Here is an 11,586-nt window from a genome sequence, read left to right as displayed (position 1 = left end):
CACCCGCCCACCCCGCGCCGCCGCCCCTGCGCCGGGTTGGGCCTTTGGCGCGGTATTCTGTCGGTCGGCTTGCGGCAGGGTGGGGGATGGATATTTGGAGCAAGAAAATGCAGCGGGGTGGGCGCCTGGTATAGTGTAGGTTGGCAAATGCTTGGCGGGCTGCCCGCTACTGGGAAGCGCCTCAGCCGGGCTGTGGCTACTGCGCGGCATGGAGTATTTGCGCGGCGTCTTGGCGATAGAGGTAGTTGCGGGTGACGGGCACGGCGTGTTGATCGCGGGCCAGTTGGTAGTGGAACACGGCCTGCGGGCCTTCGACAAAGGCGGCCTCGCAGGCGCAGAGGTAGAAGCGCCACATGCGGATGAATCGCTCGTCGTAATGCCTGCGCACCCAGTCGAGCGAGGATTCGAAGCGGTCGCGCCACGCGTGGAGGGTGGGCCCGTAGTGGCCGCGCCAGACTTCAAGGTCGGTGGTGGCCAGCCGGGCATTTTCGATGGCGGGGGACAGCTCTGACTGGGCGGGGATGTAGCCACCGGGGAAGATGTATTTTGCCAGCCATGGGGAGGTGGCGTGGGGTTTGGCGAGGTTGCCGATGGTGTGAATCAGCGCCACGCCGTCCGGCGCGAGCAAATCATGCAGGCGGTTGAAGTAGGTGGGGAGCTGCGGCAGGCCGACATGCTCCAGCATGCCGACGGAGACCACCCTGTCGAATTGTTCATCCAGCTTGCGATAGTCGATCAGACGAAACTCCACCTGCTCCGTCAGCCCGGCCTGTTCGGCGCGGGCCCGCGCGGCGGCGAGTTGATTCTGTGACAGGGTGACGCCCGTAACCCTTGCCCCGTAGTCCCGCGCCAGCGTGAGCGCCATGCCGCCCCAACCGCAGCCGATATCGAGCACGCGCATGCCCGGTTCGAGCAGCAGCTTGCCCGCGATGTGGGCCTTTTTGGCGGCTTGGGCCTCGTCCAGCGACATTCCGGGGCGGGCGAAATAGGCGCAGGAATACTGCATGTCTTCGCCCAGCATCCGGGCGTAGAGATCATCTGATATATCGTAGTGGTGTTGCACGTTGCGGCTGGAGCGGGCCAGGCCGTTGCGGGTGGCCAGCGCCCGGGTGGCGCTGCGCAGCGCTTCGGCGGCGCGGAACCATGGCGGCATGCTGCCCCGGTGCAGGTTGCGCACCATCAGGGCGAGAAAGCTGTAGCAGTCGTCATCCACCAGCGTCAGGCGGCCGTCCATGTAGCCTTCGCCGATGCCCAGCCGGGGCCTGAGTGCGATGTCATGCACGATGCTTTCGTCGGTCAGCCGCCCCTCGACTTCGATCTTTCCGCCGGGCCCGTAGCGGCTGGTGCTGCCGTCGGGCCAGTGCAAGGTTAGCCGGCCATCCACGATCATGCCCCGCAGGAGCCTGTCGATCATCGTTTTCCACATCGGAATTTACCCCCGCTGTAGTTTGTGCGCACTTCCCCTAATTGGTTAACGCCAGAAGAATTGGCTTGGTTTCACCTTGCGTCAAGTTTCCGGATGGCCAGCCCGGGTTGACTTCCGCGCATCAAGGCGGTGTATCGGCGCGAACCGATACGTGCGACCTGAAGGGACACCGCCATGCATGCCTACCGCAGCCAGACCTGCGCCGAGCTGACCAAAGCAAACGTGGGCGACACCGTGCGTCTTGCCGGCTGGGTGCATCGGGTGCGAGATCACGGCGGGGTGCTTTTTATCGACCTGCGTGACCATTACGGCGTGACTCAGGTGATTGCCGATGGCGACAGCCCGGTGTTTGCCGAGTTGGAAAAGGTGCGCTCGGAGTGGTGCATCCGGATTGATGGCAGCGTGAAGGCGCGCGACGAGAGCCTGGTGAACCCCAAGCTGCCGACCGGCGAGATCGAGGTGTATATCCGCGATCTGGAGGTGCTGGGTGCGGCGGGCGAACTGCCTTTGCAGGTGTTCGGTGATCAGGAATATCCCGAGGAGACGCGGCTGAAGTATCGCTACCTCGACCTGCGCCGGGAGGCGATGCAGGAGAATATGGTGCTGCGCTCAGACGTGGTGGCGAGCGTGCGCAAGCGGATGTGGGACAAGGGCTTTCGGGAGTATCAGACGCCGATTATCACCGCGTCTTCGCCGGAAGGGGCGCGTGACTTTCTGGTGCCGTCGCGGCTGCATCCCGGCAAGTTTTATGCGCTGCCGCAGGCGCCGCAGCTGTTCAAGCAGCTGATCATGGTTAGCGGCTTTGACAAGTACTTCCAGATTGCGCCGTGTTTCCGCGATGAAGACCCGCGTGCCGACCGTTCGCCGACCGACTTCTACCAGCTCGACCTCGAAATGAGCTTTGTTGAGCAGCAGGATGTGTTTGACACCGTTTCGCCTGTGATTGCCGGGGTGTTCGAGGAGTTCGGCGGGGGCCGGAAGGTGGATGCGCCGGAGAGCTGGCCGCAGATTCCTTACAAGGAAGCCGCGCTGAAGTATGGCACCGACAAGCCGGACCTGCGCAACCCGATCGAGATGCAGGTGGTGAGCGAGCACTTCCGTGGCTCGGGCTTTGCGATCTTTGCCAAGCTGCTGGAGCAGGACGGCACCGAGATTCGCGCGATCCCGGCGCCGGGGGGCGGCAGCCGGAAGTTCTGCGACCGGATGAATGCCTTTGCGCAGAAGGAAGGGTTGCCCGGGATGGGCTATATCTTCTGGCGCGATCAGGGCGAGGGCATGGAAGCCGCCGGGCCGCTGGCCAAGAACATCGGGCCGGAGCGGACCGAGGCGATCCGTGAGCAGCTGGGGCTCGGCGTGGGCGATGCGGCGTTTTTCCTTGGCGGCAAGCCCAAGCAGTTTGAGGGCGTGGCGGGCAAGGCGCGCACAGTGATTGGTGACGAGCTGGGGCTGACCGACAAGGACCGGTTTGCCTTTGCATGGATCGTCGATTTTCCGATCTACGAGAAGGATGCCGAGACCGGCGAGATCGACTTTGAGCATAACCCCTTCTCGATGCCGCAGGGCGGGATGGCGGCGCTGCAGGGCGACCCGCTTGCCGTTAAGGGCTACCAGTATGACCTTGCCTGCAACGGCTATGAGCTGGTCAGCGGCGCGATCCGGAACCACAAGCCGGAGGTGATGCTGAAGGCTTTCGAGATCGCCGGATACGGCGAGGAAGAGGTGAAGGCGCGGTTTGGCGGGCTTTACACCGCCTTCGGCTACGGCGCCCCGCCCCACGGCGGCTGCGCGGCGGGCATCGACCGCATCGTGATGCTGCTGGCCGACGAGGAGAACCTGCGCGAGGTTGTCATGTTCCCGATGAACCAGCGCGCGGAAGACCTGATGATGGACGCGCCGAGCGAGCCGACAAACGAGCAGCTGCGCGAGTTGGGGCTGCGGGTGGTCAAGGAAGAGTGAGCCGGTGGTGCCGGGGCGGGTGATCCTGATCCACGGTGCCTCAAGCGCGGGCAAGTCGACATTGGCGCGGGCGGTGCGGGAGGCATTGCCCGCGCCTTTTGTTCATCTGACCTTCGATCAACTCATCGACAGCGAGGCGCTGCCCGGCGGCGCGGAATGGCGCGAAGTGCGGGCGCGGGTGTTTGACGGATGGCACCGGGCTGTGGCCGCTATGGGTGCGGCGGGTGTGGACGTGGTTTGGGACCATATCATCGAGACGCCTGAGTGGCATGAGGCGCTGCGTGACATGCTGGCGGCGCGGGATGTGTTTTTTGTCGGCCTGCATTGCGACATGGCCGAGTTGGCACGCCGGGAAGCGGCGCGGGGCAATAGGGCACCGGGCGATGCTGCGCGGGATGCGGCCACGGTGCACTTGGGCAAGCGATATGACCTTGAATTGCGCAGCGAGGACGGGGTGGCGGTGAATGCGGCCCGCGTGGTGGATGCATGGCGCGAGCGGCGCGGGGCTTCGGCCTTCTTCGGGTGAGCTGGGATGGTGGGCAGATTGCCCACCCTACGGATGCTGCGGCTTTGCGTCATAAAACTGTTACGTCACTCTGATCGGCGTGCTACGATTCGGGCATGCAGCGGGTTTTGCTCATCACCCTTCTGGCTTTCATGCCCATTGCCGCTTTTGCCGGCGGCCCCACCTCAGATGTGTTTTGCGATGATCGTGCGCGCATTGTCGAAAAGCTCGAAACCCGCTTTGGCGCGACCTTGGCCGGGCGGGGGCTGCGGGGGCCGGAGACTTTTGTGGAATTCTGGGTGGCCGAGCGCTCGGGTGACTGGACGATGGTGCAGAATTACACCGACGGGCGGGCCTGCATTGTGGCGATGGGCGAAAGCTGGGAGCGTTTCGGGCCGGTCGATCCGGCCTGACAATGGCTCGGTTGCCACTTATTGCCGCTGCCTGAGCCGCAGCACCTCTTCTGCCATGTCATCGGCCAGCGCGGCGAGGTCTTCTGCCGGGGAGCCGCGCAGGGTTTCGACCGCCAGCCCGAACATGTTGGACTGAAAGCGGCGCGCCAGCCTGCGGCTGTCGGCCCCGGCGGGCAGTTCTCCGCAGGTGCGGGCCTGCTCGAAAAGCTCGAAGAACAGATCTTGCACGTCGAGCAGGTAGCGGCGCGCGTCTTCTCCGGCTTCGGAGGGGTCTTCGGCCAGTTCAAGCACGGTTTTGGTGAGTAAACAGCCGCCTGGGCGCTCACTTTTGGGCCGTCCGGTGTTGCGGGCATGGGCGGCGAGTGCCTCCAGCGGGGAGGCGGCGGCCTCGGCGCGGGCGGCGAGGGTGGCCTCGCTGCGCGCCTTGTAGCGCCGGAGGGTTTCGCGGAAGAGCGCTTCTTTGCTGGTGAAGGCCGCGTAGATCGAGCCGGGCTTCATGGCCAGGGCGGCTTCCAGATCTTTCAGCGAGGTCGCGTGGAAGCCTTTGCGCCAGAACAGGGTCAGGGCGGCATCGAGGGCTTTTTCACGGTCGTAGGGCGCGGCGCGGGTCATGCGCGGAATATAGCGGCGGTGGGGTGGTTTGTCTGCCGGTCTCACGATTGAGTGAACGCTCAAACAGCGGTATTGAGTGATCGCTCAAATGCGCCATGTTCTCCGGCAAGGGCCACGCGGCCCATAACGTCAAACACAGGAGCGCCTGATGACCGAATTCACCCTGCACGATGAAACCACCGCCCCCGAAGAGAGCCTGCCGCTGATCGAGAAGTCGAAAAAAGCCTTTGGCCGCCTGCCCGGGCTGCACAAGGTGATGGCCGAGGCCCCGGCGCTGATGGAAGGCTATCAGGTGCTGCATGGGCTGTTTCAAAACAACACCAGCTTCGACAAGGACGAGATCACCGTGGTCTGGCAGACGATCAACGTGGAGCATGCCTGCCACTACTGCGTGCCCGCACACACCGGGATTGCCAAGGCGATGAAGGTGGGTGATGCGATAAGCAACGCACTGCGCGATGAAACCCCGCTGCCGACCGAGCGGCTGGAGGCGCTGCGGACCTTCACGCTTGAGATGGTGCGCCAGCGCGGCGAGGTGAGCGATGCGCAGGTGCAGACCTTCCTTGATGCGGGCTACACCAAGCGGCAGGTGCTGGAGATCGTGCTGGGCATCGCGCAGAAGGTGATGTCGAACTACACCAACCACCTTGCCGAAACGCCGGTGGACGAGGTGATGCAGCAGTTTGCATGGGAGAAGCAGGGCGGTAAGGCCGCTTGACCCGGTGTTGAAACCCTCCGCCGCCGCGCCATCTTGTGTGGCGGCGGGGCAGGTGCGCCGGATATCGAAGGAGAAAGACATGAGCGACGGCAAGCTGCGGATTGATATCGTTTCTGACGTGATGTGTCCGTGGTGCGTTGTCGGCTACCGCCAGCTTGCGCGTGCCTTGCAGCAGACGGGCGTGGCGCATGAGATTTACTGGCACCCCTTTGAGCTGAACCCCGAGATGCCCCCTGAGGGACAAGACCTGCGGGAGCATGTGGCGGAGAAATACGGTGCCAGCGCCGAGCAATCGGCCGACAGCCGGGCGCGGCTTGTGGCGTTGGGCGAGGAGCTTGGATTTCGCTTCAACTTCAGCGCCGAGAGCCGGATTTACAACACCTTCGACGCCCATCGCCTGCTGCATTGGGCCGGGCCGCTGGGCAAGGCGCATGACCTGAAACAGGCGCTGTTTGCGGCTTACTTCACGCAGGCCCGGGACGTGTCGCGCCATGAGGTGCTGGCGGATGTGGCGCAGGAGGTGGGGCTGGACCGGGCCGGGGCGCTTGCGGTGCTGAAGGACGGGCGGTTTGCCGAGGAGGTGCGGGAGGCCGAGGGCTTTTGGCTGCGCCACGGGATCAGCGGCGTGCCGGCGATGATCTTTGACCGCCAGCACCTTGTCACAGGCGCGCAGGGCGTGGAGAACTACACCGCGATCTTGCGGCAGTTGGCGGGCGCGGAGGCCTGAAGCTTCCGCGCCGACGCGAGGCTCAGTCCTCCAGCGCGTCTTCCTTTTTCTCTTCGATCAACCCGGCTTCCTTTTCCTTTCGGGCCGCGAACCGCTCGCCATAGCCCTTGATCTCGCTCTCGGGGATCACCTCGCGAGCGCGCTCGAAGATCTCGTTCTCTTCCTCGTCGATGTGGTGCTCGTAATCGTGCTTCAGGGTTTTGAAGCGGGTGATCCAGCCGGGGGAGGACATATCCATTTCGTTCAGTTCTTCCATGATGTCGTCGAGCTCCTGATGCTCGTGCACGGAATGGCGGGCGTGCTCCTGGCCCCAGGTCTGGGTGATCAGCTTGGAGTAAAAGGTTTCTTCTTCGGCGGCGGCATGGGCCTTTACGTCGTGATAAAACTCCTGCCACGCCGCGCGGCGGGCTTCGCTGTCGCCCGATGTGTCGGCGAGGGTGTCGAGCAGGGTGCGGTGGCGGTCATGGTCGGCTTTGATGGCGGCGTAGATGTCTGGCATCAGCGTGGCTCCGGGTGATGTGAAGAGATTGCCTGAGCAACGCGCTCGGGGGGCGGCGGGTTCCGGCCAAGGGGCGGGGGCCGCGCGAAAGCGTGAGGGCCGAAGGGGGTGCGAAGCGGGCTGGCATGGCCTATCTTCGACGGAAGCGGGGGCGGTTTGCGTATCACCCTTTGCACCTTGCCCGAACGATGGAGCCTGCCTTGAGTTTCAGCCCGGAGATTGCCGCGATCCGCTTTGGCTACGGGCTGTCGCCGCGCCTCACCCCGCCCGAGAGCCCGGCGGCGATGATTGCGGCCCTGAACGGCCCTGACGACATGGCAGCGGCCTTCCCGATTGCCTCGATGGCCGAGCAATACGAGCGCTTTCAGCTGTTGTGGGAGCTTAATCAGGCAAAGAGTGCCGGTGACCCGACGGCGCAGAAAAAGATCATGGCGTGGCGCCGGGAGGACCGGAACGCGCAGTCGGCGATGCTGGCGGCGACCTTTGCGCGGGCGGTGGAGGCCCCGGATGCGCTGCGCGAGCGGCTGACGCGATTTTGGGCCGATCATTTCACCGTAAAGGGCAAGGGGAATGCGCGGCGCCAAGTGCAGCATTTCGTGCAGGATGCGATACGCCCCAACGTGACGGCGCCCTTTAAGCAGATGCTGCGGGCCGCTGTGACCCATCCGTTGATGCTGCTCTACCTCGATCAGGACGATTCTGTTGGCCCCGGATCGGTTTTTGCAGTCCGTCAGGCGAAGAAGGGCAAGCCGCGCGGGCTGAACGAAAACCTCGCGCGGGAAGTGCTGGAATTGCACACGCTGGGCGTGGGGGGCAGCTACACGCAGCGCGATGTGCGGGAGTTTGCCGAGTTGCTGGCCGGGCTGCGGGTGGATATGCGCCGGGGCATGTCCTTTCGGCCCAATCGCGGCGAGCCGGGCGCAGAGGAGGTGCTGGGCGAGCGCTATGGGGCAAAGCGGCCCGAGCTGGAGGATGTGCATGCGGCGCTGGACGACATTGCTGCGCACCCCGATACGGCGGCGCATATCGCGCGCAAACTGGCGGTGCATTTCGTTTCTGACACGCCGCCGGAGGGGCTGGTGGAGGCGCTGCGGGTGCGCTTCATCGAGACCGGGGGTGATTTGGGCGCGGTGACGGCGGCGATGCTGGAGCACCCCGATGCCTGGGGGCCGCTGGCCAAGACCAAGCAACCTTTCGACTTTTTGGCCTCGGCGGTGCGGGCGCTCGGCGTGGAGGGGCGGCAGGTGGCGGGGCTCAACCCCAAGAGAGTGCGCGACTATCTTGTGCGCCCGATGCAGCTGATGGGCCAGCCTTGGGAAAACCCGAACGGGCCGGATGGCTGGGCGGAGGATGGTGCGCATTGGCTGACGCCGCAGGGGCTGGCGGTGCGGATCAACTGGGCGATGTCTGTGCGGAAGGTGGAGGGGCTGACGCTGCCTGACCCACGCGCGTTTGTGAAAACGGCGCTGGGCAGCCAAGCCAGTGCGCGGCTGGAGTTTGCTGCCAAGGCGGCGGAGCGGGAAGCCGAGGGGGTGGGGATTATCCTTGCCTCGCCGGACTTTCAACGGAGGTGAAGCGATGAGCAGGCTGCTGCTGACACGGCGCAACTTTTTGGCCACTGCGGGCTGCTCGGCGGCGGCCTCGCCGCTGCTGACCTCGATGGCCTTTGCCGCCGCCCCTTGGGAAAACCGGCTGGTGGTGCTGGTGCTGCGCGGCGCGATGGATGGGCTTGATGTGGTGCGCCCGGTGGGCGACGCGCATTTTGCGGCGGCGCGCCCCAGCTTGGCGGCGGGCGATGGGCTGCCGCTTGACGGGTTTTTCACCCTGCATCCGGCGCTCGCCCCGTTGCATCCGCTGTGGGAGGCGGGCGAGCTGGGCTTTGCCCATGCCGTCTCAACCCCCTATCGCGACAAGCGCAGCCATTTTGACGGGCAGGATTTGCTGGAAGCGGGCACTGGCTTTGACGTGGCCACCGGGGCCGCGCGTGACGGCTGGCTGAACCGCATGCTGCAGGCGGTGCCGGGCGTGGAGGCGGACACGGCCTATGCCATTGGGCGTGAAGATCTGTTGTTGCTCTCGGGCGCGGCCCCCGCTGCCAACTGGTCGCCCGGCACCCGGTTGGAGCTTTCGCCGCAGGCGCGGCGGCTGATCGAGATGGTCTATGAAGAGCATCCGACCTATCGCGCCGCGGTGCTGGAGGCCCTTGCCCTGTCAGAAGATATCGCCGCGGCGGAAGCTGCGGGCGACGATGACGACGGCGGCGAAATGGCGGCCATGATGGAAGCCACTGGCTCGAAGGGCGCGCATATTCAGATGGCCGAGTTTGCGGTGCAGCGCCTGCGGACGGACACCCGGATTGCCGCTTTCTCGCTGGGCGGATGGGACACGCACCATGCGCAGGCCCGCAACCTGCCAAAGGCGCTTGAGCAACTTTCGGACGTGATTTCGCTGATGCGTGCGGGACTTGGGCCGCTTTGGGGCAAGACCGGCATCATCGCGATGACGGAGTTTGGCCGCACCGTGCGTGAGAATGGCACGGGCGGCACCGACCATGGCACTGGCGGGCTGATGCTGATGGCGGGTGGGGCGATGAAGGGTGGCAAGGTTTATGGCCGCTGGCCCGGGTTGGCGGAGGCAGATCTGTATGCCCGCCGGGATCTGATGCCCACAGAAGACGTGCGCGCCTATGCGGCGCGGGCGATGCAGGGCCTCTTCGGGATGCCGGATGATGTGCTTTCGGGGCAGGTCTTTCCGGGCCTCGATTTCAGCGGCGCGCCCGGTATCGTGCTTTGAGCGTGCGCCAGCGCTTAGACCCCGCCGGAGAGCTCGATTGTGTTGATCCCTTCGGCCGCATCGGCGGTGACGGTCTTGGTGCCCGTGGCCACGGTAGCTGCCACGGCAAATCCGAGTGACACCACGCCGGCCATGAGCACGACCCAGTCGATGGTGGCATTGCCCTCGTCTTCCGACCAGAATGCATTTGCGATGCGTTTCATAGGCTTGCTCCTTCGCGCCACATTGGGCCGCCTTCTGCCGCTCTACCCGCAAAGCTGACGGCGAAATGCGGCAGAGGGATGGAGAGTGCGGGCCATTTTGCGGGTTTTCCTCTCTCACATGGGCCGATAGGACAGCACCAAGGTTGACATGAGGTAAACGGATGGGGGAGGCGGGGCCATTGGGCGAAGAGCTGACGGGCTGGGTGCCACCGGAGCCGCCCGCGATGGCTGCGCTGGAGGGGCGCTGGGCAAGGCTCGAACGTCTCAGTGCCGACACCCATGCCGCTTCGCTCTTTCGCGCCTTCTCGGGCCATGATGCGCTCTGGGATTACATGCCGGTTGGCCCGTTTCACTCGGCGGCGCAGTACCATCGCTGGGCGCGGGAGGCAGAGGCGGGCCTCCACCCGCTGCATTTTGCCATTCAGAACCGCGATACCGGGCAGTGGGGCGGCACCTGTGCGTTGCTGCGGATTGCACCGGAGGCGGGCTCCATCGAGCTGGGCTACATTGCGCTGTCGCCAGAGTTGCAACGCACCCGCGCGGCGACAGAGGCGTTTTGCCTGCTGATCGAATGGGCCTTTGAGGCGGGGTATCGGCGGTTTGAATGGAAGTGCAACGCGCTCAACATGCCCTCGCGCCGCGCCGCCGAGCGGCTGGGCCTGAGCTATGAGGGCGTTTTTCGGCAGGCGCAGGTGGTGAAGGGGCGCAACCGTGACACCGCGTGGTTTGCCGCGATCGACAAGGAATGGCCCGCTTTGCGGGAAGCTCACCGCGCATGGTTGCGGCCCGAGAATTTTGACGCGGCGGGCCGCCAGATGGAGCGGTTGGGTGACCTGACACGGCTCGTGCGCGCTGCCTCAGACCCGGCGCTCCAGCTCGGCTGACAAACGCTGCGGCTTGCCGTTTCACCCAAAGGCCGCCACGCCCTGCGCGAGCGGAGGCATCTGAAACCTGAGCCGCGCGAAGCAGCCCGCAGGCGCAGTGGCTCTACAAGGCGACCGTGCCCTCCAGCCGGTGGGCGACGAGCTTGGAAATGGCTGCCGCCTCGCTACCGCCGCCCTCGCCGGCGGCGCGGGCATCCGCCAGCCCGGCTGCGGCCTCGGCAAGCGGCACGTCGGAGGCGCATTGGGCTACGGAGCCAAGAAACTGGGCGACGTAATCGAGCATCCCCGGATCATCTTCGCCGGTTGAGAGCACATCGGCCACATGGGTGAGGTCATCGCGCAGGGCCAGTGGATCGGGCGAAATCACATCGGCGGAAACCGCACGTGGGCCCATCGGCTGCTCCTCTTCAGGGAGTCGCGCGAGAATGGCTTGCTGGAAGGCGGCAAGGCTGGTGATGGGCTTCTGGATAAACCCGTCTGCCCCGGCCTCCATCGCATTATCTTCGCTCACCGGGTCGCCCGAGGTGGCGAGGAGCACGGGCACGCGGGTGTCGGATTGGTGCAGATCTCGGATCAACTCCAGCCCCGAGCCATCGGGCAGGCCGAGATCGACGATCACTGCCGTTGGGCGATAGACCAGCAAATGCCTGTGGGCAGAGGCCAGCGTATCGGCACGCCGGATCCGGGCGCCGGAACGCAGGCACAGCAGGCGCACCGCCTCGGAGGCAAAGCGGCTGTCTTCCACCACCAACACGGTGGCACCGAGAAGCGGCCGCTCGCGGGTGGGCTTTTGCGGAGAGATCGAGAACTGCGAGATATCATCTGTCATGGGAGCCTCCCTCAAGGCGTT

General features: G+C 65.2%; 13 protein-coding genes. 8 read left to right on the top strand and 5 right to left on the bottom strand.

Annotation, left to right across the window (positions count from 1 at the left end; translation table 11 throughout):
- Positions 1-196: 196 nt before the first annotated feature.
- The gene (locus tag ACXAG6_RS20350) at positions 197-1,426 is read right to left on the bottom strand and encodes a class I SAM-dependent methyltransferase (protein WP_475339791.1); all 1,230 of its coding nucleotides are present in this window, start codon (positions 1,424-1,426) and stop codon (positions 197-199) included.
- Positions 1,427-1,600: 174 nt separating this feature from the next.
- Here ACXAG6_RS20350 and aspS point away from each other — a divergent pair, with 174 nt between their 5' ends.
- From aspS to ACXAG6_RS20335, 3 genes are all read left to right on the top strand, one after another.
- Positions 1,601-3,382 carry an aspartate--tRNA ligase gene (gene aspS / locus ACXAG6_RS20345; protein ID WP_475339789.1) on the top strand — a complete coding sequence of 594 codons (1,782 nt, stop codon included), beginning with the start codon at positions 1,601-1,603 and terminating at the stop codon, positions 3,380-3,382.
- 19 nt (positions 3,383-3,401) lie between these two features.
- The gene (locus tag ACXAG6_RS20340; RefSeq protein WP_475339788.1) at positions 3,402-3,908 is read left to right on the top strand and encodes a phosphotransferase-like protein; all 507 of its coding nucleotides are present in this window, start codon (positions 3,402-3,404) and stop codon (positions 3,906-3,908) included.
- Between the two features lie 131 nt (positions 3,909-4,039).
- Positions 4,040-4,300 carry a hypothetical protein gene (locus ACXAG6_RS20335; protein WP_475339787.1) on the top strand — a complete coding sequence of 87 codons (261 nt, stop codon included), beginning with the start codon at positions 4,040-4,042 and terminating at the stop codon, positions 4,298-4,300.
- Positions 4,301-4,318: 18 nt separating this feature from the next.
- Here ACXAG6_RS20335 and ACXAG6_RS20330 read toward each other — a convergent pair whose 3' ends face one another.
- On the bottom strand, positions 4,319-4,957 hold the full coding sequence (locus ACXAG6_RS20330) for a TetR/AcrR family transcriptional regulator (protein WP_475339785.1): 639 nt from the start codon (positions 4,955-4,957) through the stop codon (positions 4,319-4,321).
- 103 nt (positions 4,958-5,060) lie between these two features.
- Between ACXAG6_RS20330 and ACXAG6_RS20325 the strand changes: the two genes are divergently transcribed.
- Together ACXAG6_RS20325 and ACXAG6_RS20320 are read left to right on the top strand one after the other, a co-directional pair.
- Positions 5,061-5,630, top strand: a complete 570-nt coding sequence (locus ACXAG6_RS20325) for a carboxymuconolactone decarboxylase family protein (RefSeq protein WP_475339784.1) — start codon at positions 5,061-5,063, stop codon at positions 5,628-5,630.
- 79 nt (positions 5,631-5,709) lie between these two features.
- A complete protein-coding gene (locus ACXAG6_RS20320) occupies positions 5,710-6,357 on the top strand; it encodes a DsbA family oxidoreductase (protein ID WP_475339783.1) in 648 nt (215 codons plus the stop codon).
- Positions 6,358-6,379: 22 nt separating this feature from the next.
- Here the strand turns inward: ACXAG6_RS20320 and ACXAG6_RS20315 are convergent, their stop codons facing one another.
- Entirely contained in the window at positions 6,380-6,856 is a 477-nt protein-coding gene (locus ACXAG6_RS20315) for a hemerythrin domain-containing protein (protein ID WP_475339781.1), read from the bottom strand.
- A 200-nt stretch (positions 6,857-7,056) separates the two neighbouring features.
- Here ACXAG6_RS20315 and ACXAG6_RS20310 point away from each other — a divergent pair, with 200 nt between their 5' ends.
- Positions 7,057-8,430 carry a DUF1800 domain-containing protein gene (locus ACXAG6_RS20310; RefSeq protein ID WP_475339780.1) on the top strand — a complete coding sequence of 458 codons (1,374 nt, stop codon included), beginning with the start codon at positions 7,057-7,059 and terminating at the stop codon, positions 8,428-8,430.
- Positions 8,431-8,434: 4 nt separating this feature from the next.
- Positions 8,435-9,649 (top strand): DUF1501 domain-containing protein, encoded by a 1,215-nt coding sequence (locus ACXAG6_RS20305; RefSeq protein ID WP_475339779.1) that lies wholly within the window; start codon positions 8,435-8,437, stop codon positions 9,647-9,649.
- Between the two features lie 14 nt (positions 9,650-9,663).
- Here ACXAG6_RS20305 and ACXAG6_RS20300 read toward each other — a convergent pair whose 3' ends face one another.
- Positions 9,664-9,852: a hypothetical protein gene (locus tag ACXAG6_RS20300; protein ID WP_475339777.1), complete on the bottom strand. Its 189-nt coding sequence runs from the start codon at positions 9,850-9,852 to the stop codon at positions 9,664-9,666.
- Positions 9,853-10,013: 161 nt separating this feature from the next.
- Here ACXAG6_RS20300 and ACXAG6_RS20295 point away from each other — a divergent pair, with 161 nt between their 5' ends.
- Entirely contained in the window at positions 10,014-10,736 is a 723-nt protein-coding gene (locus ACXAG6_RS20295) for a GNAT family N-acetyltransferase (RefSeq protein WP_475339776.1), read from the top strand.
- Between the two features lie 103 nt (positions 10,737-10,839).
- On the opposite strand, the gene ACXAG6_RS20290 is transcribed toward ACXAG6_RS20295, so the two are convergent.
- Positions 10,840-11,565 (bottom strand): response regulator, encoded by a 726-nt coding sequence (locus tag ACXAG6_RS20290; RefSeq protein ID WP_475339775.1) that lies wholly within the window; start codon positions 11,563-11,565, stop codon positions 10,840-10,842.
- Between the last annotated feature and the right edge of the window lie 21 nt (positions 11,566-11,586).

The sequence above is a fragment of the Vannielia sp. ABF1_015 genome (assembly GCF_056160745.1).
The sequence above is the reverse complement of the archived record's forward strand: the minus strand, read 5'-3'. Positions and strand labels throughout refer to the sequence as shown.